23 protein-coding genes are annotated in these 22,470 nt (G+C 66.7%); 11 read left to right on the top strand and 12 right to left on the bottom strand.

The features are described 5' to 3' along the window. Positions 1 to 13: 13 nt before the first annotated feature. From AC3WOB_RS11675 to AC3WOB_RS11650, 6 genes are all read left to right on the top strand, one after another. The gene (locus tag AC3WOB_RS11675; RefSeq protein WP_492275097.1) at positions 14 to 877 is read left to right on the top strand and encodes a branched-chain amino acid ABC transporter permease; all 864 of its coding nucleotides are present in this window, start codon (positions 14 to 16) and stop codon (positions 875 to 877) included. After that, positions 874 to 1,821 (top strand): branched-chain amino acid ABC transporter permease, encoded by a 948-nt coding sequence (locus tag AC3WOB_RS11670; protein ID WP_207464774.1) that lies wholly within the window; start codon positions 874 to 876, stop codon positions 1,819 to 1,821. Before AC3WOB_RS11675 ends, AC3WOB_RS11670 begins: the two co-directional genes overlap by 4 nt. Next, positions 1,818 to 2,552 carry an ABC transporter ATP-binding protein gene (locus AC3WOB_RS11665; RefSeq protein WP_492275096.1) on the top strand — a complete coding sequence of 245 codons (735 nt, stop codon included), beginning with the start codon at positions 1,818 to 1,820 and terminating at the stop codon, positions 2,550 to 2,552. The genes AC3WOB_RS11670 and AC3WOB_RS11665 overlap by 4 nt, the downstream gene beginning before the upstream one ends. Then, positions 2,549 to 3,271 (top strand): ABC transporter ATP-binding protein, encoded by a 723-nt coding sequence (locus AC3WOB_RS11660; protein ID WP_492275095.1) that lies wholly within the window; start codon positions 2,549 to 2,551, stop codon positions 3,269 to 3,271. Before AC3WOB_RS11665 ends, AC3WOB_RS11660 begins: the two co-directional genes overlap by 4 nt. A gap of 143 nt (positions 3,272 to 3,414) precedes the next feature. After that, on the top strand, positions 3,415 to 3,822 hold the full coding sequence (locus AC3WOB_RS11655; protein WP_492275094.1) for a hypothetical protein: 408 nt from the start codon (positions 3,415 to 3,417) through the stop codon (positions 3,820 to 3,822). Between the two features lie 9 nt (positions 3,823 to 3,831). Next, entirely contained in the window at positions 3,832 to 4,053 is a 222-nt protein-coding gene (locus tag AC3WOB_RS11650) for a YMGG-like glycine zipper-containing protein (RefSeq protein ID WP_013393765.1), read from the top strand. A gap of 52 nt (positions 4,054 to 4,105) precedes the next feature. Here the strand turns inward: AC3WOB_RS11650 and AC3WOB_RS11645 are convergent, their stop codons facing one another. The 4 genes from AC3WOB_RS11645 to AC3WOB_RS11630 are packed head-to-tail and all read right to left on the bottom strand — an operon-like array spanning position 4,106 to position 7,935. Further along, positions 4,106 to 4,918, bottom strand: a complete 813-nt coding sequence (locus AC3WOB_RS11645) for an SDR family NAD(P)-dependent oxidoreductase (protein ID WP_492275346.1) — start codon at positions 4,916 to 4,918, stop codon at positions 4,106 to 4,108. A 14-nt stretch (positions 4,919 to 4,932) separates the two neighbouring features. Continuing rightward, positions 4,933 to 5,673 carry an SDR family NAD(P)-dependent oxidoreductase gene (locus AC3WOB_RS11640; protein WP_492275093.1) on the bottom strand — a complete coding sequence of 247 codons (741 nt, stop codon included), beginning with the start codon at positions 5,671 to 5,673 and terminating at the stop codon, positions 4,933 to 4,935. A 22-nt stretch (positions 5,674 to 5,695) separates the two neighbouring features. After that, on the bottom strand, positions 5,696 to 7,027 hold the full coding sequence (locus tag AC3WOB_RS11635; protein WP_041655598.1) for an MFS transporter: 1,332 nt from the start codon (positions 7,025 to 7,027) through the stop codon (positions 5,696 to 5,698). Positions 7,028 to 7,065: 38 nt separating this feature from the next. Further along, the gene (locus AC3WOB_RS11630; RefSeq protein ID WP_013393761.1) at positions 7,066 to 7,935 is read right to left on the bottom strand and encodes an alpha/beta hydrolase; all 870 of its coding nucleotides are present in this window, start codon (positions 7,933 to 7,935) and stop codon (positions 7,066 to 7,068) included. Positions 7,936 to 8,153: 218 nt separating this feature from the next. On the opposite strand from AC3WOB_RS11630, the gene AC3WOB_RS11625 reads away from it, so the two are divergent. Next, the gene (locus AC3WOB_RS11625; RefSeq protein ID WP_013393760.1) at positions 8,154 to 9,056 is read left to right on the top strand and encodes a LysR family transcriptional regulator; all 903 of its coding nucleotides are present in this window, start codon (positions 8,154 to 8,156) and stop codon (positions 9,054 to 9,056) included. 43 nt (positions 9,057 to 9,099) lie between these two features. On the opposite strand, the gene AC3WOB_RS11620 is transcribed toward AC3WOB_RS11625, so the two are convergent. Further along, positions 9,100 to 9,777, bottom strand: a complete 678-nt coding sequence (locus AC3WOB_RS11620; protein ID WP_013393759.1) for a hydrolase — start codon at positions 9,775 to 9,777, stop codon at positions 9,100 to 9,102. 141 nt (positions 9,778 to 9,918) lie between these two features. Here AC3WOB_RS11620 and AC3WOB_RS11615 point away from each other — a divergent pair, with 141 nt between their 5' ends. The 3 genes from AC3WOB_RS11615 (at position 9,919) to AC3WOB_RS11605 (ending at position 14,068) form a co-directional block, all read left to right on the top strand. Next, complete coding sequence (locus AC3WOB_RS11615; RefSeq protein WP_492275092.1) at positions 9,919 to 10,824, top strand: LysR family transcriptional regulator; 906 nt, start codon at positions 9,919 to 9,921, stop codon at positions 10,822 to 10,824. A 143-nt stretch (positions 10,825 to 10,967) separates the two neighbouring features. After that, positions 10,968 to 12,353: an alginate export family protein gene (locus AC3WOB_RS11610; protein WP_492275091.1), complete on the top strand. Its 1,386-nt coding sequence runs from the start codon at positions 10,968 to 10,970 to the stop codon at positions 12,351 to 12,353. 26 nt (positions 12,354 to 12,379) lie between these two features. Then, entirely contained in the window at positions 12,380 to 14,068 is a 1,689-nt protein-coding gene (locus AC3WOB_RS11605) for an amidohydrolase (protein WP_492275090.1), read from the top strand. Between the two features lie 46 nt (positions 14,069 to 14,114). Here AC3WOB_RS11605 and AC3WOB_RS11600 read toward each other — a convergent pair whose 3' ends face one another. The 7 genes from AC3WOB_RS11600 to AC3WOB_RS11570 form a co-directional block, all read right to left on the bottom strand. Next, the gene (locus tag AC3WOB_RS11600) at positions 14,115 to 15,176 is read right to left on the bottom strand and encodes a glycosyltransferase family 9 protein (protein ID WP_492275089.1); all 1,062 of its coding nucleotides are present in this window, start codon (positions 15,174 to 15,176) and stop codon (positions 14,115 to 14,117) included. A gap of 304 nt (positions 15,177 to 15,480) precedes the next feature. Further along, positions 15,481 to 16,503: a porin gene (locus tag AC3WOB_RS11595; protein WP_492275088.1), complete on the bottom strand. Its 1,023-nt coding sequence runs from the start codon at positions 16,501 to 16,503 to the stop codon at positions 15,481 to 15,483. A gap of 19 nt (positions 16,504 to 16,522) precedes the next feature. Further along, positions 16,523 to 17,509 carry a Bug family tripartite tricarboxylate transporter substrate binding protein gene (locus AC3WOB_RS11590; RefSeq protein ID WP_492275087.1) on the bottom strand — a complete coding sequence of 329 codons (987 nt, stop codon included), beginning with the start codon at positions 17,507 to 17,509 and terminating at the stop codon, positions 16,523 to 16,525. An 89-nt stretch (positions 17,510 to 17,598) separates the two neighbouring features. Next, the gene (locus AC3WOB_RS11585) at positions 17,599 to 18,588 is read right to left on the bottom strand and encodes a quinone oxidoreductase family protein (RefSeq protein ID WP_492275086.1); all 990 of its coding nucleotides are present in this window, start codon (positions 18,586 to 18,588) and stop codon (positions 17,599 to 17,601) included. 90 nt (positions 18,589 to 18,678) lie between these two features. Beyond that, on the bottom strand, positions 18,679 to 19,593 hold the full coding sequence (locus tag AC3WOB_RS11580) for a dioxygenase family protein (protein WP_492275085.1): 915 nt from the start codon (positions 19,591 to 19,593) through the stop codon (positions 18,679 to 18,681). Positions 19,594 to 19,640: 47 nt separating this feature from the next. After that, positions 19,641 to 20,669: a tripartite tricarboxylate transporter substrate binding protein gene (locus tag AC3WOB_RS11575; RefSeq protein WP_492275084.1), complete on the bottom strand. Its 1,029-nt coding sequence runs from the start codon at positions 20,667 to 20,669 to the stop codon at positions 19,641 to 19,643. 70 nt (positions 20,670 to 20,739) lie between these two features. Next, positions 20,740 to 21,270, bottom strand: a complete 531-nt coding sequence (locus AC3WOB_RS11570) for a cupin domain-containing protein (protein WP_013393743.1) — start codon at positions 21,268 to 21,270, stop codon at positions 20,740 to 20,742. A 162-nt stretch (positions 21,271 to 21,432) separates the two neighbouring features. Here AC3WOB_RS11570 and AC3WOB_RS11565 point away from each other — a divergent pair, with 162 nt between their 5' ends. Beyond that, positions 21,433 to 22,359, top strand: coding sequence for a LysR family transcriptional regulator (locus tag AC3WOB_RS11565; RefSeq protein ID WP_492275083.1), 927 nt, complete (start codon positions 21,433 to 21,435; stop codon positions 22,357 to 22,359). The last annotated feature ends 111 nt before the right edge of the window (positions 22,360 to 22,470 follow it).

The following is a 22,470-nucleotide window of genomic DNA, read 5'->3' as shown; positions in this document are numbered from 1 at the left end:
GCCGGAGGACAGGATGGATCTGCTCGCGCAAATCCTCGTCAACGGCATACTGCTGGGCGGACTGTATGCCGTGATGGCGCAAGGCCTGGCGCTGGTCTGGGGCGTGCTGAACATCGTCAACCTGGCGCATGGCGCGTTCATCATGCTGGGGGCGTACGCGTCCTGGTACCTGTACAACGACGCGGGCGTCGATCCCTTCCTGGGCTTGCCATTGACGGCGGCCGCCATGTTCCTGCTGGGCTACGCCCTGCAGCGCGGCCTGCTGAACCTGGTGGTGCGCGCGCCCATGTTCAATACGCTGCTCATCACCTTCGGCCTGGAGGTCGTACTGACCTATCTGGCGCAGTTGGCATTCTCGGCCGACTTCCGCACCATCAACCCGCCCTACGCCGGCGACAGCTACGCACTGGGTCCCGTCACCTTGCCCATGGCGCGGCTGGCCGCCTTCGGCGTAGCGCTGGCGATCACGCTGGGCATGTGGCTGTTCCTGCTGCATAGCCGCCTGGGCCGCGCCATCCGCGCCACCGCGCAGAACCTGGTGGCGGCCAGGCTTTATGGGGTGGAGCCGCGCCACCTCTACGCGGTGACCTTCGGCCTGGGCCTGGCGTTGGCGGGCGCGGCGGGCGGGTTGTACGGCACGGTCTCGCAGATCAATCCCTACATCGGCGCCACGCTGACCGCAAAGTGCTTCGCCATTTCCATCATCGGCGGATTGGACAATCCGCTGGGCGTGATGGTGGGCGGCCTGTTCCTGGGCATCGTGGAATCGCTGACCACCTTGTACATAGGGCCCACCTACGCCGACGTGGCCAGCTTCGGCATCCTGGTGCTGGTGCTGCTGGCCAAGCCCAGCGGCCTCTTGGGCAGAGCGGCATGAAGGCGCCGCGCCTGCTGCTGGCATTGCTGGCGCTGGCCGTGCTGGCCGGCGTGCCCTGGTATGGCTCGGACGTATTGGTGCAATTCGGCATCAATACCCTGCTGCTGGCCGTGCTGGCCCAGGGCTGGAACATCATCGGCGGGTACGCCGGCTACGCGTCCTTCGGCAACTCTGTCTTCTACGGCCTGGGCAGCTACGGCGTGGCCATCGCCATGGCGCAGTGGGAACTACCCTTCGCGGCCGGGCTGGCGCTGGGCGCCGCGCTGGCGGTGGTCTTCGCCGTGCTGCTGGGCGTGCCGGTGCTGCGGCTGCGCGGCCATTACTTCGCCATCGCCACGCTGGCGCTGGCGCAGGTCATGACGGCCATCGTCTCCAACATCGGCTTGGCCGGGCAGAACATCGGCCTGGTGCTGCCGCCGCTGAACAACGATCCGCTGTTCTATGAACTTTCCCTGGGCCTGCTGACGCTGGCCACGCTGACCGTCGCCTGGCTCACGCGCAGCCGCTTCGGCTTCGGACTGATCGCGATCCGCGAGAACGAAGAAGGCGCGGCGGTCATGGGCGTGAACACCACGCTGTACAAGGTGACAGCGTTCGCTATCTCGGGGGTGTTCAGCGCCCTGGCCGGCGGCATCCATGCCTACTGGATCACCTTTCTCGATCCGGAAAGCGCCTTCGACATCAGCCTGAACGTGAAGATGATCATCATGGCGGTGTTCGGGGGCGCGGGTACCGTGCTGGGTCCAGTAGTGGGCGCATTCTCGCTGTCAGCCATTTCCGAACTGCTGTCCAGCGAGATCACCAGCGTGGCGGGACTGTTCTTCGGCGCGGTGATCGTCGCGGCGGTGGTGCTGATGCCGCGCGGATTGGCGGACTTGCTGCGGCACGCGCGCAAGTCGGGCTGGCGCTACTTCATCGACAACATACGGGCGCACCGGCTATGAGCGCGATCCTGGACCTGCGCAATGTGACCCGGCGCTTTGCCGGGCTGGTGGCCGTGAACCAGGTCAGCTTTACGCTGGCCGAGGGCGAAATCCTGGGCCTGATCGGCCCCAATGGCGCGGGCAAGACCACGCTGGTCAGCCTGATCAGCGGCACGCTGGCGCCCAGCGCAGGCGAAATTTTCTATCAGGACCGGCCGATAGGCGGATTGCCGGCCTATCGCCGCGCCCGCCTGGGCATAGGCCGGACCTTCCAGATCATGCGACCCTTTCCCGGCCTGTCGGTGCTGGACAATGTGGCGGTGGGCGCCTTGTTCGGCCACGGCGGAGGCCAGCCCAAGCTGGCGCTGGCGCGCGAGCAGGCCCGCGCCTGCCTGGACTTCGTCGGGCTGGGCCGCGCGGCGGAACAGCGTGCCGAAGAACTGGGCGGCCCGGGCCGCAAGCGGCTGGAACTGGCCAAGGCCCTGGCCATGCAGCCCAAGGTGCTGCTGTGCGACGAGGTCATGGCCGGGCTCAACCTGGTCGAGATCGACGAAGTCATCGAGGTCATCCGCAAAGTCCGCGACAGCGGCATCAGCGTGCTGGTGATCGAACACGTCATCAAGGCCATCAAGAGCCTGTCGGACCGGCTGCTGGTGCTGCATCACGGCGAAAAAATCGCGGACGGCGCGCCCGACGCGGTGCTGGCCGATCCCGCGGTGGTGCAGGCCTATCTGGGCAAGAGGCGCGCATGAGCGACGCCGCCGCCCCGCTATTGAAGGTGGAAGGGCTGAGCGCAGGCTATGGCGAACTGCCTGTGCTGCGCGACATTGCGCTCGAAGTCCGCCGCGCCGAGATCGTGGCGCTCGTCGGCAGCAATGGCGCCGGCAAGACCACCTTGCTGCGGGCGCTATCGCGGGTGCTGCCCTGCACCGGCAGCATCGTGATGGACGGCCGTCAGCTGTCGCGCGCGGCGCCGGACGAGGCTTTTGCCTGCGGCATGGTGCAGGTGCCCGAGGGACGCCAGCTGTTCGACCGCATGACGGTGCAGGACAACCTGCTGATGGGCGCCTACCGCCGCAGCGGCAAGGCGGATGTCGCGCGCGACCTGGAGCGCGTCTACGCCTACTTTCCGCGGCTGTCGGAACGGCGCCGCCAGCTTGCCGGCAGCATGTCCGGCGGCGAACAGCAGATGTGCGCCATGGCGCGCGCCCTGATGGCGGCGCCGGTGCTCATGATGATCGATGAAATGAGCCTGGGCCTGGCGCCGGTGGTGGTCGAGCAGTTGATGGGCGTGCTGGCCGACATCCGCCAGGAAGGCGTCACGGTGCTGCTGGTGGAGCAGGACATCCATCTGGCGCTGACGGGCGCGGACCGCGGCTATGTGATGGAGACCGGCCGCATCGCGCTTTCCGGCCCGGCGCAATCGCTGCTGTCCGATCCCAAGGTGCGGCAGGCCTATCTGGGAATCTGACCCGCCCGCCGCGCCCCTTGCGCCGGCCTGCTTTCGAGCCTAAATTGATTGATGTCGCCCGCCGTCTGGCCCTTGCAAGCGTGCGGCGCGAATGGCGTCATTGGGTTGTTTTTCTGTCTTTTGTTCCACCAAGGAGCGATGCGATGAAAGTGAAACACCTGTTAGGTCCGGCAGCGCTTGCGCTGTCATTGCTGGCCGCCGCGCCGGTGGTGGCCGCGCCCACTGAGCCTGCGCCCATCATCACCGGGAAGCAATGGACAGAGTCCGACGCAAACCTGAAAAAGGCCTACCTGCTGGGCATGGCCAATATCATTCAAGTGGAGCAAGCCTATCAGCAACGCCGCACGCCGGCGGCCAACCAGACGCTGATCCCGCGCTTCGCCCAGGGCCTGCAAAGCCACACGCTGGACTCCGTGCGCGAAAGCCTGGATAGCTGGTATGCGGCCAATCCAAGCAGGATGGACCGGCCCGTGGTGGAAACGCTCTGGTTTGAAATCGTCGCGCCCGCGGCGCCAGCCGCTCCCGCCACTCCCGCCAAGCGCGCCCGCTAGGAGTCAGCCATGAAAGTCATCCGATCGATTGCCATAGGCCTCATGATGGGGTCGCTGGTTGCCTGCACCAACATGAGTTCCAAGCAACAAGGCACGCTGTCGGGCGCGGCCATCGGCGCCGCCGCCGGCGCGGGCATCGCCGCCATCGCGGGCGGCAGCGGCTGGACCGGAGCCGCCATCGGCGCCGCCGCCGGCGGCATCGCCGGCAACATCTACGGCGACAAGCACTAAGCCTCCAGCGCCTGCGTCTGGACCAGTCCCGGGCCGCCGCCCGGGACTGCGGCTACAGATTGCCGGTGGACTTGCCGATCCGCCAGTACACGCCCCCGCCCGTCATGCCGCCGTCGACCGGCAGGTCCGCGCCGGTGATGAACGAAGCCTCCGGCCCCAACAGGAACATCACCGCCGCCGCGATCTCGTCGGCGTCCGCGCCGCGCGACAGCGGCGTCGCATCGCGGTTGCCTTCATAGAACAGGCGCGCCCGTCCGGCGTCGTGCACCGCATTGGGCTGCATGATCATCGGCGTTTCCACCAGGCCCGGGCATACCGTGTTGACGCGTATGCCCCGCCCCGCCAGTTCCAGCGATGCCGCCCGCGTCAGCCCGCGCAAGGCCCACTTGCTGGCGGTATAGGCCGCGCTGAAATAGCCCGTGAGCCCGGCCGTCGACGAGGTATTGACGATGGCCGCGCCCTCCGGCATCAATCCAGCCAGATTGCGGATCGCGAGGAACGGCCCGTCCAGGTTGATGTCCAGCAGGCGCCGCCATTCGGCGTGCGTGGTCTCGGTCACGGTCTTGCGCAGGGTCACGCCGGCGTTGTTGACCAGGCCGTAGAGCGGCACGCCCGCCTGCGAAATTTCTTCGGCCAAGGTCAGCCAATCGGATTCGCGGGCCACGTCCGCCACGCGGATGCGCAGCCGTTCGGCATCCGCGCCCGCCGCCGCGCGCAGGTCTGTCCAGGTCGAATCGCTATCAGGCAAGACGTCCAGCGCGTAGACGGTTGCGCCGGCCTGCAACAGGCGCAGCGCCTCGGCAGCGCCCTGCCCCCGCGCCGCGCCCGTAACGACCGCCGCCTTTCCGGTCCAATACGATTCCACGCCGTTCCCGGTCCTCATGTCTTGGAGACTCCGCCGTCAACCATCAGCACGTGGCCCGTGACATAGGCCGACGCCTGCGAGGCCAGGTACAGCGCCGCATCGGCGATCTCCGACGGCTGGCCGACGCGCTGCACCGGCAGGCGCTCGACGTATGCGGCATAGGTGGCGGCATCGCCGTGCATCCAGCTGCTCATCGGCGTTTCGATGAATCCGGGCGCGATGGCGTTGACGCGCAGCCCCTTGGGACTCCATTCCAGCGCCAGGCACTGGGTCAGATGGGCCACGCCGGCCTTGGCAGCGGCATAGTCGGCGCAGTTCGGGCGCGGCTTGACGCCGGCATAGCTGGACAGGTTGATGATGGCGCCGCTGCCTTGCGCAATCATGTGCCGCGCGGCCGCCTGGGCACCGAAGAACGTGCCCTTGAGATTGATGTCCATGGTGCGCTGCCATGCGGCCTCGTCCAGGTCCAGGGCGGGCATGCGGGCCATGAAACCGGCGTTGTTGACCCACACGTCCAGCGCGCCGTATTGCGCGGCCACCGCGTCGGCCAGCTCGCGCACCGCTTGCGCCTGGGTCACGTCCAGGTCGCGGCAATCCGCGTCCACGCCGGACAGCGCTTCCAGGTTCAGGTCGGTGGCAACCACGGTCGCTCCCTGCTGGCGGAACGCCGCCACCATGGCGCGCCCGATGCCGCCCCCGGCGCCCGTGACGACCGCGATTTTTCCTGCCAGATCCGGATAGTTCATGTTGCTCATGTGATGATGGATGTATGAAAGTTCAGTTGAATGCCGCGCGCTTGGCGGGTTTGTTGCCAGTGGCGGCGTCCGCCTCATCGCCTGGCAGGCGGATGTCGTTCAGGTCCATGCCCGCCGTTTCCTTGATGAGGAAGGCGCCCGCGAAAGCCATCAGCCCCAGCGCCCCCACGTAGGCCGTATAGACCCAGTCCAGTCCCTGGGCGCCCAGCCAGGCATTGATGTAGGGCGCCGTGCCGCCGAAGATCGCGACCGACAGCGATGAAATGAAGCCCACGCCCATGGCGCGCGCGCCGGTCGGCACCTGCTCGGCCACGACGGCCGGGAAGATCGCGGCCAGCAGCGCCCAGACCAGCAGGCCGATCAGTTGCCCCACGAACAGGGTCCAGGGCTGGTCGGTCACGATGTGCGATACCGGGAACACCGCCAGCGCCACGCCCAGGCCGAAGGCCATCACCATGGGCTTGCGGCCATAGCGGTCCGCCAGCCAGCCGCACACCGGCAGCCACAACAGGCACACCAGCTGCGCGATCAGGCTGGCCGTGTAGGCGCCCGATGGATCCATGCCCTTGGTCGCGATGGCCGTGGCCGGCGCGAACGTGACCCAGGTGTAGTAGGTGGCGTTGGACGCGGCGGCGATCATCACGATGTTGCGGGCGATCTTGAACGCCTGACGGGCCGAGACCTTTTGCGCGCCACCCTGCTCCGTCCTGTGTTCGAACACCTCGCTCTCGCTGGCGCTGCGGCGCAGGAACAGCGCGTAGACGCCCAGCAGCGCGCCCACGCCGAAGCCCACGCGCCAGCCCCAGGCCTCCATCGCCGGCTTGCCCAGCCAGGAGGTCAGCAACGCCGCCAGCGCGGTGGCCGCCATGACGCCGATGGTGACGCTGACGAACACCGAGCTGGACCACAATCCGCGCTTGGCCGGCGGCGCAATTTCCGCCACATAGGTATAGGCCACGCCGGACTCGCCTCCATGCGCCAAGCCCTGCATCAGGCGGCAGATGAACAGCAGCACCGAAGCCATCACGCCTGCTTGCTCATAGGTGGGAAGCAGCGCGATCGCCAGGCTGGTCAAGGCCAGCAGGCACATGGTCAGGACCAAGGTGAACTTGCGGCCGTAGCGGTCGCCGATGCGGCCGAACAGCCAGCCGCCGATCGGCCGCGCCAGGAAACCGCCGGCGAACACCGCCAGCGTCGCCAGCAGCGCCGAACCGCGGTCAGACGGATCGAACAGGTTCATGGCCAGATAAGCCGAGAACGTGCCGTACAAGGTCCAGTCGAACCATTCCAGGGCATTGCCCACGGCCGCCGCGCGCAGCGAAGCGTGGCGGCGTTGGCGGTCCTGTGTCTCCATCATTATTGTCGTCGTCATTTTTTTTATCCGTGCTTGTCTCAACCCAGATGCTGCGCGAACCAATTGGCCGCGGCGCTGCTGGTGCGTTCGAAATGTTCCGTGTAAACCGAGTAGTGGCCGCCAGGCAGCAGCAGCAACTCCTTGGGCTGGTGCGCCGCGTTGAACGCGTCCTGCTGCAGGTCGGCCGGCGTCAGGCCGTCGCCGGTGGCGACGATCATCAGCAGCGGCGTGGGCGCGATGCGGCGCACATACATCCCGGGCTCATAGGCGCGAGCCAATTCCAGCGAACGCAAGGTGACTTCGTTGACCCATGCCGGGCAGCGGCGCGCTTCACCGGTCATGTAGTTGTAGGAATCCGGACCCGGATAGGCGACCGCCGCGTCGGGGTCGGCGTCGACCATGCGCAGCGTGGCCGGCGGCTGGCCCGCGTCGCGGGCCTCGCGATCCGCTTCGAACGCGGCCTGCAGCGCCTGCGCCTTGTCGTAGCGCACGCGCCGTTGCGCGGCCGAGAAGCCGCTGGTGGTGGGGACCTGGCTGACTACGCATTTGACGCGACGGTCTATGGCCGCAACCGTCAGGGCATGGCCGCCGCTATAGCTGCTACCCCAGATGCCGATGCGTTCGCGGTCCACTTCCGGGCGCCGGCGCAGATAGGAAATGGCGGACCGGAAGTCCTGGATCTGCCGCTGCGGATCGATCTCCTGGCGCGGCATGCCTTCGCTGCGGCCTAGATGACGGAAGTCGAAAGTCAGCGCGGCCAGGCCCTGGGCCACCACGGCGGCTGCGTACTCCTCCAGGTCTCCGCCCGCCACCATGGACCAGCCGTGCGCGAGCGCGACCGCCGCCACGGGACCAGCGGCATTCGACGGCAGGTAGAAGGTGCCGCGGACCAGGTCGCCTTCAACCATGAATTCAATCGGCTCTGCCGATCCTTTTGGACCTGACCTGTTTGGCATAGATGGACTCATGCCTGTCTCCTTGTCGCTCATCAATGAGCTAAGCTTTTATGAACAGGTCGAATTCTGCCCATCGGGCCACGCGCGAACAAGCGCTATTATTCACGCCATCAATCGTTATTTCCGATTAATAGAAGAACTGTCAATTTCCCCTCAGGTGCCCTGAAGCCATGGATCTACGCCAATTCGATTGCTTTCTGGCCGTCGCGGACAAACTGCATTTCGGCCGCGCGGCGGAGGCGCTGCACATGAGCCAGTCTTCCGTGTCGGAGGCGGTCAAGGCCTTGGAGAAAACGCTGGGCGCCCCCTTGTTCGAGCGCAGCAGCCGCCGCGTCGCGCTGACGCCGCTGGGCGAAACCCTGAAGCTGGGCGCGGGGCCGGCCGTCGTCATGTTGAAAGCCGCGCTGGACGACTGCAAGCGCCAGGCCGCGGGCAAGCCGCGCCATCTGCGCATCGGTTTCCTGGGCGGCGGCTTCTACGAGCTATACCGGCCCCTGGTCTCGGAATTCAAGGCGGCGCATTCCAACGTGGAGCTGGAGTTCGTGGAACTGACCTACGTCACCCACTACGCGGCGGTGGCCGACGGCTCGGTCGACGTGGCGTTCTGTCGCTTGCCGCTGGGCGCGGACGGCCTGTGCCATGGGCCGATAGTGCTGCGGGACCAGCGCATGCTATGCGTTCCGCTGGACCACCCGTTTGCCGCGGCGACCTTGCTGGACCCCGAGCTGCTGGCCGAGGAACGGCTGGTGCGCATGGTGCCGGGATCGGTCAACCAGGAATGGCAGGACTACCACTTTCCGCGCCATACCCCCAAAGGCAAACCCATCGGCGACGGCCCCGTGGTGCGCACCATCCGCGAAGGCATCGCCGCCGTGAACACGCGCGAGGGCCTGCTGATGCTGACCAAGCGCGCCGCCAGCTACTACGCGACGCCCGAGATCGCCTTCGTGGAGATAGACCTGCCCGCCATGCCCTCGGCCCTGGTGCGGCGGGTGGACGACCACCGGCCCATCCTCCAGGAACTGGAAGCCTTGCTGCTGCGCATTGCCGAGCGCCATGGCGTGGCGGCCTGATCCGGACCCTGAGGCCCGGATGGCCGCCAGGTTTCGAAGCGGATCAGCGTTGCGAATCCAGCGTTTCGTTGTTCTTCACCACTTCCTGCGCCTTCGCATAGCTTTCGATCAGCAGCTGGTAGGCCGGGAACACCTTGGTGTAGACCTCGGCCCACTGCATGGCGTCTTCGCGGTTCCAGGTCTTCTGCAGCTCGGAGGCCACGGCGGCCGTGTCCATGGGCACGACGCCAGCCTGCACCACGCGCGCCAGCGTGATTTCCTGCGCCATCTTGGTGTAGGTGCCCGAGGCGTCGATCACCGCGAACACTTTGTAGCCGTCGGCGACCGCGCTGATGGCCGGGAACGCCATGCACACGCTGGTAATGGTGCCGGCGATGATGAGCGTCTTGCGGCCGGTGGCCTTCACGGCGGCGACAAATTCGGGGTTGTCCCAGGCGTTGATCTCGCCCTTGCGCGCAATGTATTGCGCATGCGGCGCGTTGGCGTGGATCTCGGGAATCAGCGGGCCGTTCGGGCCTTGCGGCACGGAGGCGGTGGTGATGACCGGCATCTTCGTCAGCGTGGCCATCGAAGCCAGCGCGCCGGCGCGGGCGCGCAGCTCGGGCATGGGCATGTCGCCCACGGTCTGGAACAGGCCGCTTTGATGGTCGATCAGCAGCATGACGGCGTCGGCGGGATCGATGACGGGACGCTGGCCGTTGAAGTTGGCGGGTGCGGACATGGTGTACTCCTTGATTGAAAATCGACGGCGGTGTGCCGAATCAGAAGCCTTATGGCTGCACAAATAATAAAAATAGAACAAAATTGGCGAAAGACCCGTTTTTTGTTATCAGAGTCCTATTTTTGGATGTAAAGGAACGCGATGCAGGACCTCAACGATCTTTTCTATTTCGTGCAGACCGTCGAGCACCAGGGCTTCGCGCCCGCCGGACGCGCACTGGGCATGCCCAAGTCCCGCCTCAGCCGCAGGCTGGCCCTGCTGGAAGAACGCCTGGGGGTGCGGCTGATCCAGCGCTCCACGCGGCACTTCATGGTCACAGACATCGGCCAGACCTATTACGAACGCTGCAAGGCCATGCTGGCCGAAGCCGAGGCCGCGCAGGAAGTGATAGACGCGGCCCAAGTCGAACCGCGCGGCGTCATCAAGCTGACCTGCCCCATCGCCCTGCTGCATACCCATGTGGGCGGAATGCTGGCGGACTTCATGCTGAAGTACCCGCGCGTGGTGATACAGCTGGAAGCCACCAACCGCCGGGTCGACGTGCTGGGCGAAGCCGTGGACGTGGCGATACGCGTGCGGCCGCCTCCCCTGGAGGACAGCGACCTGGTCATGCGCGTGCTGGCGGATCGCGGGCAGAGCCTGGTCGCGAGCCCCGCGCTGGCCGCCGAATGCGGGCAACCGGCAACGCCGGACGACCTGGGCGCCTGGCCCAGCCTGGCGCTCGGCTCGCCCAACCAGGCCTATCGCCTGGAGCTGTACAAGCAGGACGGCCAACAGGCCACGGTCTCGCTGGCCCCCAGGATGATCACCACCGACATGATCGCCTTGCGCAACGCGGCGATGGCGGGCGTCGGCGTGGTGCAGTTGCCCACGCTGATGGTGCGGGACCAGCTGCAGGCGGGACAACTGGTCCGGCTGCTGCCGGACTGGGCGCCACGCCGCGAACTGATACACGCCGTGTTCCCGTCGCGGCGCGGCCTGCTGTCGTCGGTTCGGGCGCTGGTGGATTACCTGGCGGAGCGCTTCGGGCGGCTGCAGGAGGACTAGCCCGCTTCATTCATCGTTCCGATTTCAGGACAGCAAGGGCGAAAAACGCCGACTACCGGCCCCATCGTCCTTAATCTATCTTCCTCGCCTGGTCACTACTCCCGCTTTCGGCGTCCGCACGCGCCGGCCGCAGCCCAGGCAACTTGAACTTCCACCATTTCGCACTCATCCTGCTGGCCGCGCTGGCCGTCGGCACCGCGCAGGCCGCCGCAACCGCGCTGCCGCCCATCGACCCCTGGCGCTATTCCGAGGACTACAGCTACCTGGACGATCCCGCCCAGCGCAGCGGCGCCTGGGACGAGGCCGGCAAATGGATCCGGCTGGGAGATTCCGCAGTGCTGACCTTGGGCGCCGAATTGCGGGCGCGCTACGAGCGCTACCGCAACAACGAATTCGGCGATGCGCCGGTACCCGACGAGGGCTACCCGCTCTATCGTTTCCTACCCTACGCGGACCTGCGGCTGGGCTCGCGGGTCCGCGCCTTCGGCCAGTTGAGCCTGACCCACGCGCAGCGGGATGCCGGTTCCATTGGTCCGCCGGATGACACCGGCAACGATGTGCTGCAGGCTTTCGTCGACGTCTCCTTGCCCGGCGATGCGGGAACCTGGACTGCGCGCGCGGGCCGCCAGGTCCTGGCCTATGGCAGCGAACGGCTCATCTCGGCTCGCTACGGGCCGAACGTGCTGCGCTCGTTCGACGGCGGCGCGCTCAGCTGGCAGGGCCAGGACCTGCGCGTGGACGGTTTCTACGTGCGTCCGGTGCGCAACGACCCGGACGACTTCAGCGACCGCGCCGATCCGCAGCGCAAACTGGCCGGCCTTTACGGCACCTGGTCCGAGCCCGCAGGCGCCGCCGGCCTGGACGCGTATCTGCTGTCGCTGTCCAGCGACTCGGCCCGCTACAACCAGGGCAGCGGCCCCGAGACCCGCAACGCGCTGGGCACGCGCTACTTCGGCAAACGCTCGGACTGGCGCTGGGACTTGGAAGCGGTGTACCAGTACGGCAGCTTCGCCGGCGCGCCGGCGCGGGCTTGGTCACTGGCCAGCGACGTCAGCTACACCTTCCGCGGCGCGCCGTTGCAGCCGCGCCTGGGCCTGAAAGCCAACATCATCAGCGGGGACCGCGACCCGGACGATCCCAAGCTGCAGACCTTCGCCGTCTTCTTCCCCAAGGGCAAGTACTTCGGCGAAGCGGGCCTGATAGGCCCTTCCAACCTGATCAATCTGCACCCTTCGCTCACGCTGGACCTGGGGTCCGGCTGGACGCTGGGAACCGCGGCCATCTTCTACTGGCGCCAGAGCCTGCGGGACGGCGTGTACGGCGTGGCCGGCAATCTGCTGCGCCCGGCCGGCTCCAGCCGTTCGCGCTACATCGGCACGCAGGCCGACGTGGTGCTGGGCTGGGAGGTGTCGCGCCACCTGAGTTTCGAAGCTGCCTACTCGCTGTTCCGGCCCGGAAGCTTCATCCGCGATACGGGCCGCGCCGAGACCGTCCATTTTCTTGGCCTGGAAGCGCTATGGCGCTACTGAGCCCCATCGATGACCGGAGACCACCCATGAAAATAACCAACACCCTCGTCCTCGCCCTGGCCGCCGCGCTGCCCTACGCCGCCCACGGCCACGATGCGGACCTGGTGCTGCGCAACGGCCACATCATCACCATGGACGCGGCAGCGCCGCGCGCGACCGCCCTGGCGATCCGCGGCGAACGCATCGTCGCGGTGGGCGGCGACGACGCAGTGGCAGAGCACATCGGCCCGGCCACCCGCGAACTGGACCTGCAGGGCCGCACGGTGATACCCGGCCTCATCGACACGCACATCCACGCCATCCGCGGCGGCCAGACCTATGCATTCGAAACCTATTGGTACGACGCGCCCAGCCTGGTCGACGCCCTGGGCCGGCTGACGCGCGACGCGGCCCAACGCCCGCGCGACCACTGGGTCGCCGTGGTCGGATCGTGGCATCCGCGGCAGTTCCGCGAACGCCGCGCGCCCACGCGGGCCGACTTGGACCAGGCGGTTCCGGGCCATCCCGCCTATGTGCAGTACCTGTACGACTACGCCCTGCTCAACAGTCGCGGCATCGAAGCCCTGGGTCTGGACCGCGTCGAGCCGCCGGAATTGCACGGCATCACGGTCGAGCGCGACGCGCAGGGCCGCGCCACCGGCAGGCTGCTGGGCGGCATTGGTCCGTTCAACGCGCTGTTCGCCCGCCTGAGCAACACGGCCGACCGTGCCGCCGGGCTGCAAGCCTTTCTGCGCGCCATGAACGCGCGCGGGCTGACGGGCTTCATCGATCCGTCGGCCGGCGCCGCCGAGGCCTACGAGCCGCTCTACGCGCTGCGCGACCGCGGCGCGCTCACCGTGCGCGCCGGCTACCGGATCTCGGCCATGCGCGCGGGCGGTGAGGCGCAATGGTTCCGCGAGATCATGGCGTTCCGCCCGCCGCGCCATGACGATGGCCAGCTTGCCTTCCTGGGGCTGGGCGAAAACCTGGTGTCCGCCATGAACGACGGCGTGCGCATGGGGCCGGGGTTCAACCCTCCGGCAGAAGCGCGCCAGGAACTCGCCCGCATCGCCCGCTACGCCGCCGAACGCCGCATTCCCCTGGAGATCCACGCCTACACCGATGATGCCGCCAGCGCCATCCTAGATGTGTTCGAGGAAGTCGGCCGCGACCACGACCTGCGGCCGCTGCGCTGGTCGATCGCCCACCTGAATACCGGCTCGCGGCGCACGCTGGAGCGCATGGCACAGCTGGGGCTGGCCTATACGGTGCAGATGGGTCCGTACTTCGAGGGCGAGGCGATACGCGCCGCCAATCCCAAGGGCGCGGAGCAGGATTCGCCGCCGGTGCGCACGGCGCTGGACCTGGGCCTGCCCGTCGCCGGCGGCACGGACTCCACCCGCATCGGCGTGGCCGGCGTCTGGCAGGCGGTCGAGTACCACGTCCACGGGCAAGCCATCGGCGCCACCGTGCAGCGCCAGCCGGACAACCTGCTGACGCGCGAAGAAGCGCTCGCTCTCTATACGCGCCAGGCCGCCTGGCTGGCATTCGACGAAGACGACCGGGGCCAATTAAACGCTGGCAAGCTGGCCGACCTGGCAGTGCTGGACCAGCCCTATCTGACGATGCCTGCCGACCAGATCCACGCCATCAATTCCGTCCTCACGCTGCTGGGAGGCAAGGCGGTGCACGATACCGGCGCGCTGCCGGCCGCGTCCGCGCGAGCCGGCAGGTAATCCGCAAAAGTGCGGTCACGCTGCCGACGCGGAGCCGCGCATCGTTTCATACCGGTTCATGGTTGAGCGCGGGAACCGCCTCCGCCTTCTCGGAGGCTTCGCCCAAACGCTCCCAGATCGCCTCGGCCACCGTTGCCGGCGCGATGGCGGCCATGTCGCCATCCACGGTGGATTGAAGAGGATGGAGCCAAGGCACATAGCGCATCGCAGGGGTAGCCCCGAACAATCCTATGGTCGGCAATCCGTGGGCCGCTGCAATATGCATGCCCATACTATCGTTGGACACAAATACCGAACAGCGCGCGATCAATGCCTGACTCTCGCATATGTCCGAGGCCTGCCGTGTCGCGTCCAGCACGACCATGGACTCCGGCAGCAAGGCGCAAATCTCTTGCGCAATATGCTGGACGTCGCGGCCGCCCACCAACATGAAACGCAGCCCGTTGTCCCGCGCATGCAAGATCCGCGCCACCTCGGCGAACGCTCGGCCGCTATAGCGTTTGCATGGCACTGAGCCATTCAAACCGAATCCGATCATCCGCGACTGTGTCTGACACAATTGCATGGCCTTGCTGCTGGCCGACGCGGTACAGAACAGCGAAGGGTAACGCGGCTCATACTGGTAGCCCGCCTTGGCATACAGCAACGGCAGCCATGTATAGAAATCAGGATGCGGGGTCCCTTTGCGGCGCACCCAGATCCGATGCGTAAGCAGCGCCCCAAGATGCGGTTGATGCATGCGCACGAAACCGATGCGCTGTGGAATCCCCGCCAAGCGGGCCGCCAAGGCAACGTGAGTACGGAAGGTAAAGAAAAACAGGGTGTCGTAGGCGTGGTCCGCCAATACCTGGCTCAGCCGTGTTACACGTTCCCAACCTCGTAGTCGATGCTCTGATCGCACCGATACGACTTCCCGCACGTAGGGCTGAGCGCGAAACAGTTCCTGCGCCGACTCGTCCTGAGTCATCAGCAATGAAACAGTCCCTCCAGTTTGCTCGGCGAGCGCCCGGACAAACACCATGCTGAGCACACCGTCGCCGATACCGCCGGAAATATAGATCGCACAATTGCGCGCGGAGCTGCACGAGACGGAGGGGGTTCTAGACATAACATCCAAAAAATGTACCCACTGCTGCGGGGCCGTGCGCAAACGGTGCTCGTTCGTGCACGGAATATCGTGTCTGTGAGAGCCCTTGAGAGGTCCGGGGCGCGACGGCACGGTTCAGCTGAGAGTCAGCCAGAACACTGTGACACGTCATGGTTACAGGAATAGCGTGCAGACCCTCTCGAGAAGAGAAAGTTGGCAAGGAATTGTGAGCGGCCCGACGCCAAGGATCAGGCCGCCAGTGCTGTCCGGTTCGACGAAGACGGCCGCGGCCCCGCAGTACACGCGGGGCCGCGCGGCGCCACGGTCAGAACGAGTGGCTGATACCCACCTGGAACCCCTTCGAGTTGGCGCCCGGCACGCCTTCCGGCGCGACGTCACCGGTCACGAAAGCGGCGTTGCCGTCGTTCTTGATGAACGAGGCCGCCGTGTACAGCACCGTGCGCTTGCTGAGCGCGTAGGTGTAGCCCAGCGCAAACTGCTGGGCGTCGTCGCCTTCGTATTGGCCGCTCTGGGTGGAACGCGAATACGACAGCTTCACATGACCGCCGCCCACGGGCACCGACGCGCCCGCCAGGGCCACGTGCTGCTTGTCCGGCCCGATCTTCTGCAGCAGATAGTTGGCGAACAGCTTCACCACGCTGAAGTCATAGCTGGCACCCAAGGTTGCCGTTTCGTAGTGGTCGCCGCCGCCCATCGAGGTTCTGCCATAAGCCGCCGCAACGTTGAGCGGACCGGACTGGTAGCCCAGCCGCCCGCCCGCATAATCGGCGCCGCGCAGATCCTCTTCGCGCGCATAGTTCAGGTGCCCATATATGCCGCCGAGCTTCTTGGGCAGGAAGTACGCCACCATGTTGCTGGCGCGCGAGAGCGTGGTGGCGCCTTCCAGCCCCAGAGGCCAGCCCTTGATGATGTTGCTGCTGCCGCCCACGCCCACGGTGCCGAAGGGCGAGAACGACGACACGTTCCAGAATGCCGCCGTGTAGTCCCGCCCCAGCCGCAGCTCCCCATAGCGGTCGTTGCTCAGGCTGATGGTCGAGCGCCGGGTCCAGTTCAAGCCTTGCGGGCCGCCCGAGGCCGGTAGGATCGGCGCCTCCAGCCAGAAGCCGACCGAGTTGCCATTGCCCAGGCTCTCCGTGCCGCGCATGCCGATGCGGCTGGGCAGCATGTAGCCGCCCTGGTCCATGCCGATCTTGGACGTGCTGCCCGCCGAGGCGCTGGTCACGTTCAGATCGATATGGCCGAACAGCGTCAGCGACGACGATTGCGCAAACGCCGGACCGGCCAGCGCACAGGCGCCCAGCAAGCCGATTTTTCTAAGTATTGACATATCCCCCCTACCCCCCGCCTCAGTTGCCTACGCGTATGCCAGCGCCGCGGATCAGGCTGCCGGTGCTTTCCATTTCGCGGCTGATCAGCTCGGCGAATTGCTGCTGCGGCATCGGCGCGGGCTCGGCGCCCAGGTTCTCGAAGCGCTCGCGCGTGGTCTCCGAGCGCAGCGCCTGTTCGGTACCGGCATGCAGCTTGGCCAGGACCCCCGGCGGCGTCGCGGCCGGCGCGAACATGGCTACCCAGAACTGCTGATCCACGCCGCGGTAGCCCGCTTCCGCGGTGGTCGGCACGTCCGGCAGCGCCGGCGTACGGCTGTCGGCGCTGATCGCCAAGGCGGTCAGCTTGCCGGCCTTGACCATGGGCAGCGCCAGCGGCAGCGGCAGGAAGAACCAGTCCACCCGGCCGGCGATCACGTCGTTGACCGCCTCCGGCGTGCCACGGTATGGCACGTGGATCGCCTGGATGCCGGTCGCCGCCCGGAACTTCTCTCCGGCGATGTGCGCGCCGCTGCCGCTGCCGGACGAGCCGTAGGTGTACTGGTCGGGTTCCGCGCGGGCACGTTCCACCAGGTCCTTCAGCGATTTGAAGTTGCGCGCGTTCGACGCGACGATCACGTTCGGCATCGACGCCAGCATGGTCACGGGCGCGAAGTCCTTGAGGGTGTCGTACTTGAGGTTGGCGTAGAGCGACTGGTTCGCCACATGGGCGGCGGAATGCACCAGCACGGTGTAGCCATCGGCCGCGGCGCTGGCCACCATGGTGGCGCCCAGCACGCCGCCCGCGCCCGGCCGGTTCTCCACCACCACCGGCTGACCGAGTTTTTTCTCCAGCTGTTCGGCCACCGTCCTGCCTATGACGTCGGTGGTCGATCCCGCCGTGAACGGCACCACCATCCTGATGGGGCGCGCCGGATAGTCCGGCTGCGCCAACAGCGTGGAGCTCAGCCCCACCGTGCCGACCAGCGCGGTCGCGTATTGAAGGAAATGCCTGCGATGCAGTGTCATGGTTTGTCTCCTGATGTTCTTCTGCTGCGCGAAAAAAAGCCGATCGCCCAAGACGGACAGGCGATCGGCCAGATAAGACTTGCGCCGGATCAGGGCGCGAGCACGGGCCTGTCCTGCGCGCCCTCCAGCACCTTGACGTAGGCCTCGCGGGCCTGCGCCAGCGGCACCACGGCGTCCGGGTTCACCGGAAAGGACTGCAGGCTGCCGTCCTCGAAGCCGGGCAGCAGCGCGCGGAACACCTCGGCGCAGCGGGCCGAGTCCAGCTTCAGACTGTCCACGCCGATCAGTTGCAGGTCGCGGCGGTAGAAGGCCTGGATGTCGAAAGGCACGTTGCGGTCAGGCGTGGAAATGACGATCTGCCGGCCGCCCACCTTGAGCGATTCCAGCGCCGCGGCGAAGTACGGCGAGCCCACCGTGTTGTAGGCAATATCGGCGCCCACCTGGCCGGTCAGTTCCATGACGCGCTGGGCGATCCCGTCGCGGCTGCCATCGATGACCGACACGCTCGACATCGCGTGGCCGACATAGCCTTCGCCGCCGCGCTCCACGCCGATCACCCTGGCGCCGACGCGGCTGGCCAGCTGGATGGCGGCCTGCCCGACCTTGCCGTTCGAGCCGAACACCACCACTGTCTGGCCCGCGCCGGACAGGCCGGCGCGGCGCAAGCCTTCGTAGGCGGTGACGAAAGGCACACCCGCCATGGCGGCGCTGGCCGCGGGTATGTGCGCGGGCCTGCGCACCAGCGCCGCAACCGGCAGCAGCAGGTAGCGCGCGTGGGTGCCGTCGCGCGTAATGCCCAGGTCGCCGCCCGTGCCCCAGACTTCCTGCCCGATCCATTCGCCGGGGCCGGCGATGACCTTGCCCGCGTAGTCGCGTCCGGGCGTGCGCGGCCAGATGGCGTAAGGCATCATGCCCATCGCCGCCTTGACGTCGCTGGGATTGATGCCGGCGGCGCTGACTTCCACCACGGCGTGGCCTGCGGGCGCCTGCGGTACGGAGATGTCGACCAGGGTCGGCTGCAGGTCGGCGACGGCTGAGACGCGTTCGATCACGCGCAGGGCTTGGGTTTTCTGGCTCATGTCTGTCTCTGGATTCTGGTTGTTGCGGGCAAAGGCTGCCCTGGGCGCGGCATGCCGCACCGGGGTTGAGGACTGATGGGAAAGGCGCAATCAGGAGAGCGGCGGCTTGGGCATGCGGGTTTCGCCCGGTTCGAGCTTGAGCTCCACCTCCAGGCGATAGCTGCCGTCGCCCGACGGCTCGAACTTCCGCAACAGCGAACCGACCGCGCCGAACGCCGCGTCGCTGTATGCGTAGGCGTCATTGGCGTCGAAGATCTGGGTGGTAAGGACTTTATGGCCGGCGGCCGATGCAATGAAGTGCAGATGCGCGGGCCGCATGTGGTTGCGCTGCTGCAAGGCCAGCAGGTCGCCGCAAGGGCCATCGATGGGTATTCCATAACCGGCCGGCTTGACGCTGTCGAACCAGAAGCGGCCGTCCTCGTCGGTCAAGAAGACGGCCCGCAGGTTCATGTCTTCCTGGTGCGGATCCTGGTTCTCGTAAAGGCCGCTGGGCGCGGCTTGCCAGGTTTCCAGGCGGGCGCCCGTCAGCGGCTTGCCGTCAAGCGTACAGATGCGGCCCGACACCAGCAGCCGGTCCCCCGTCGTATCTTCGGAGGCGATCGTCGCGCCGTTCTCGAGTATGGGCTGGTTGGCGCGCCAGAATGGCCCGATCAGCGCAGGCTCGGTGCCGCCGGCCTCGAGCACGCCCTCGGCGTCCATCAGCAACACCAGCGTGGCCACGCCCAGGATGTCGGCCAGCAATATGCCTTCGTGCCGCAGCGCATTGGTGGCCTGCCCCACCCGCACCATGAAGTCCAGGCCCTGGTGCAGTTCCTCGTAGCTCAGCTTCACGTCCGCCGCGAACGCGTGCAGGTGGCGGATCAAAGAATCCAGGACTACGCGGGTGCGCGGGTCCTGCGCCTGGTTGGCCGCCAGCACGGCTGCCAGCAGCGCTTGCGGCGTGGCGGGAATGGCGCGCGGCTCGCCGGGGGCGCGCGTCTGCGCGGAGGAATTGGCATGACTCATATACGTTCAATCCTGTAGTCTGACTAATGAAATTTGCGGGCCGCGCTTCAGTCGGCCGATATGCCGGCCTGGGATGCAACGGCTGCCCATTTGGGGACTTCCTGCGCCACCCGGGCCTGCAGTTCCGCGGCGGAACTGGCCACCACACGGAATCCAAGTCCGTCCAATTGCTTGCGGACCGGCTCCTTGCCCAGTACGTCGGCCACAGCCTTGTTGACGCGCTCCACCGTGGCGGCCGGGGTGCCCGCCGGCGCGAACAGGGCCTGGATGGTTTCGGAGCGGAAGTCCGCAAACCCGGCTTGCGCAATCGTCGGCACGCCGGAAAGCGCCGGCCAGCGCTCTTCGCCGCCCACCGCCAAGGCCCTGAGCTTGCCTTCCGCAAGAAAGGCTTGCGCCGCGGGCAGCGCGGAAAAAGCGCAGTCGACCTGGCCCCCCAGTGCTGCCACCACGGCGGGCGCGGCACCCGAGTACGGCACGTGCAGAGCCGTTACGCCCGCGCGCCGCCACAGCAGTTCGGCCGCCAGATGCACGCTGTTGCCGTTGCCCGGCGTGGCGTACGTGAGCGTGCCGGGGCTGCGGGCCGCAGCGTCCAGCAGGTCCTTGAGCGTGGCCAAACCGCTTTCGGCGCGCACCACGATGACGTCCGGCGAGCTGACCGCCAGGCTGACCGGCGCAAAGTCGCGCATGGGGTCGTAGGCGGGCCGCTCCCGGGCGATGGCCGGATTGGTGACGAATGACGAGGACACCAGCAGCAGCGTGCCGCCATCCGGGTCCGCCTTCGCGACCGAGGCGACGCCGATATTGCCGCCGGCGCCCGGGCGGTTCTCGACGATCACGGTCTGGCCCAGGTAGGCGGGCAGGTGCGCGGCCAGCAGACGGGCGACGATATCCGTAGTGCCGCCAGCCGCAAACGGCACCACCAGGCGCACCGGCTTGCGCGAACTCCTGCCGAAGAAGGGAACGAGCTGCTTGGCCTGGCCGAGCGCGGGGACCGCGCAAAGCGCGCCCGTACAGGCGACAGCCCGCAGCACGCGTCGTCTGGCCATCAAGCGGGACAGGCCGTCGGCATGGTTCATTCCTTGATCTCCTCGATGTTTTTTTGATCGATGGCGTCACGCGCTGGCCGGTGTACGCCATCCGCGGACATCAGCTGTCCGCTTTTTCCTTCAGGAAGCCGTCCGTGCCGTAAACCAGGCCGGTGTTCTCGGCAGCCCGCACCACGTCCGGATGCCAGGCGATGCGGCCGCATTCCTCATCGGTGCCGCCGACCACGGAATACACCACCAGGGCATGCGGGTTGGGATTGCGGAATCCGCGCATCACGCCGATGGGGCAGGAAATCACGTCCCACTGATTCAACATGACCGAGTGTTCGCCCTTCTCGCCCCAGATCACTTCCATCTGGCCGTTCAACGGGCAGAAGACTTCCTCGGTCTTGTGGGCATGCAGGCTGGCGCCCTGTCCCACGGGGATTTCGATGAAGGTCACGCCAAAACGGTGGTTGCCGGGAATGGCCGGCTCCACGCCTTTGTTCTCCAGCACGCCGCGATTCATGATCTTGTAGATGTTCTTCTTCATGCCCGGCAGGCGGCTTTCGATGAAGGTCTCGCGGTAGGGCTCGACCTTGCCCCAGCGCGCGATGCGGGTGGCTTCCATTTCTTGGACGTTGATATCCATGTCATTCCTTTTTTAGATGAGCTTCAAACAGAGATTTCGCTGCGCTTTTCTCGCGGCTGATGCAAGTTAAAGCTCTGCTCCATACAGCGTCCACTACCATTTTCTTACCACTCTCATATAATTTTGTTATGACTCGTCCTGGCACTGGGAGCACGAACAGAAATGGATCTGCGGCAACTCCGCTACTTTGTCGTTCTGGCCCATCAGAGGCATTTCGGCCGGGCCGCAAGCGTCCTGCACGTGGCGCAGCCCGCGCTCACGCGCCAGATCCAGCTGCTCGAGGAAGAGCTCGGCGTGCAGCTCTTCGTGCGCCATTCGCGCGGCGCGTCCCCCACCGAGGAAGCCGCCTTCCTGCTGGAACGCGCCTCCTTCCTGCTGCGCTACGCCGAACAGCTCAAGCAGGACATGTCGGCCCTGCAACGCCATCCCAGCGGCCCCATCGTCATCGGCCTTTCCCCCGGACTAGCCATGACCCTTGCCGTACCCCTGACGCGCGCGGTGCATGAACAACTGCCGGAAGTCAGGCTGCGCTTCGTTCAAGCCTTCTCCCCCGCCTTGCACGAGATGCTGCTCAAGGGCCAGGTGGACCTCGCCGTGCTCAATGGTCCGGTTCCCCTGGCCAACCTGCTCACCTATCCCTTCCTGACCGAAGGCATATGTCTCATCGGCCCGCCCACGCCGCGCAAGACGCGGCCCGCCAGGATCGGCGTGCGGGACCTGGCCGAACTGCCCCTGGTGATGACCGGCCTGGCCAAGTCCGGCGTGCGGCTCGAACTCGAGGCCCAGGCGGCGCACGCGGGCGTGCATCTGAATCCGGTGGTGGAAGTGGAAACCATGGAAGTCGCCAAACGCCTCATCAGGGAAAAGGTCGGCGTGACCGTGCACTTCGCCGCGACCGTGCAGGAAGACATCGAGGAAGGCCGCCTGTCCGCCCAGCCCATCGAAGGCCTCAGCCTGCGCCGCATACTGGCTCACCCATCGGACCGGCCGGCCTCGCGCGCCACCAAGGCGGTGGTCGAGATCCTGCGCCAGGTCGCCCGCGAGCTGGTGGCGCAGAAGCGCTGGCCGCACGCCACGCTGGACTTCTGAACCTGCCGCCGCAGGTCTCGGCATTTTTATCATCGTCCCGCGTTCCAGACGCAGGACGCAGCGTACGGTTGCCGTGTCTTCCAAAAGACCCTGCGATCGGGCAGGCATGAG

Source organism: Achromobacter sp. FW305-C-30-7, assembly GCF_058783105.1.
The sequence above is the reverse complement of the archived record's forward strand: the minus strand, read 5'-3'. Positions and strand labels throughout refer to the sequence as shown.

What these genes read in the sequence shown, in the direction of transcription:
- AC3WOB_RS11655 (WP_492275094.1), top strand. Translation starts at nt 3,415, where the DNA reads ATGAAAGTGAAACACCTGTTAGGTCCGGCAGCGCTTGCGCTGTCATTG.
- AC3WOB_RS11665 (WP_492275096.1), top strand. Translation starts at nt 1,818, where the DNA reads ATGAGCGCGATCCTGGACCTGCGCAATGTGACCCGGCGCTTTGCCGGG.
- AC3WOB_RS11575 (WP_492275084.1), bottom strand. Translation starts at nt 20,669, where the DNA reads ATGAACCATGCCGACGGCCTGTCCCGCTTGATGGCCAGACGACGCGTG.
- AC3WOB_RS11630 (WP_013393761.1), bottom strand. Translation starts at nt 7,935, where the DNA reads ATGGTTGAAGGCGACCTGGTCCGCGGCACCTTCTACCTGCCGTCGAAT.
- AC3WOB_RS11595 (WP_492275088.1), bottom strand. Translation starts at nt 16,503, where the DNA reads ATGTCAATACTTAGAAAAATCGGCTTGCTGGGCGCCTGTGCGCTGGCC.
- AC3WOB_RS11670 (WP_207464774.1), top strand. Translation starts at nt 874, where the DNA reads ATGAAGGCGCCGCGCCTGCTGCTGGCATTGCTGGCGCTGGCCGTGCTG.
- AC3WOB_RS11580 (WP_492275085.1), bottom strand. Translation starts at nt 19,593, where the DNA reads ATGAGTCATGCCAATTCCTCCGCGCAGACGCGCGCCCCCGGCGAGCCG.
- AC3WOB_RS11585 (WP_492275086.1), bottom strand. Translation starts at nt 18,588, where the DNA reads ATGAGCCAGAAAACCCAAGCCCTGCGCGTGATCGAACGCGTCTCAGCC.
- AC3WOB_RS11615 (WP_492275092.1), top strand. Translation starts at nt 9,919, where the DNA reads ATGCAGGACCTCAACGATCTTTTCTATTTCGTGCAGACCGTCGAGCAC.
- AC3WOB_RS11570 (WP_013393743.1), bottom strand. Translation starts at nt 21,270, where the DNA reads ATGGATATCAACGTCCAAGAAATGGAAGCCACCCGCATCGCGCGCTGG.
- AC3WOB_RS11620 (WP_013393759.1), bottom strand. Translation starts at nt 9,777, where the DNA reads ATGTCCGCACCCGCCAACTTCAACGGCCAGCGTCCCGTCATCGATCCC.
- AC3WOB_RS11660 (WP_492275095.1), top strand. Translation starts at nt 2,549, where the DNA reads ATGAGCGACGCCGCCGCCCCGCTATTGAAGGTGGAAGGGCTGAGCGCA.
- AC3WOB_RS11605 (WP_492275090.1), top strand. Translation starts at nt 12,380, where the DNA reads ATGAAAATAACCAACACCCTCGTCCTCGCCCTGGCCGCCGCGCTGCCC.
- AC3WOB_RS11565 (WP_492275083.1), top strand. Translation starts at nt 21,433, where the DNA reads ATGGATCTGCGGCAACTCCGCTACTTTGTCGTTCTGGCCCATCAGAGG.
- AC3WOB_RS11590 (WP_492275087.1), bottom strand. Translation starts at nt 17,509, where the DNA reads ATGACACTGCATCGCAGGCATTTCCTTCAATACGCGACCGCGCTGGTC.
- AC3WOB_RS11635 (WP_041655598.1), bottom strand. Translation starts at nt 7,027, where the DNA reads ATGGAGACACAGGACCGCCAACGCCGCCACGCTTCGCTGCGCGCGGCG.
- AC3WOB_RS11675 (WP_492275097.1), top strand. Translation starts at nt 14, where the DNA reads ATGGATCTGCTCGCGCAAATCCTCGTCAACGGCATACTGCTGGGCGGA.
- AC3WOB_RS11625 (WP_013393760.1), top strand. Translation starts at nt 8,154, where the DNA reads ATGGATCTACGCCAATTCGATTGCTTTCTGGCCGTCGCGGACAAACTG.
- AC3WOB_RS11640 (WP_492275093.1), bottom strand. Translation starts at nt 5,673, where the DNA reads ATGAGCAACATGAACTATCCGGATCTGGCAGGAAAAATCGCGGTCGTC.
- AC3WOB_RS11650 (WP_013393765.1), top strand. Translation starts at nt 3,832, where the DNA reads ATGAAAGTCATCCGATCGATTGCCATAGGCCTCATGATGGGGTCGCTG.
- AC3WOB_RS11600 (WP_492275089.1), bottom strand. Translation starts at nt 15,176, where the DNA reads ATGTCTAGAACCCCCTCCGTCTCGTGCAGCTCCGCGCGCAATTGTGCG.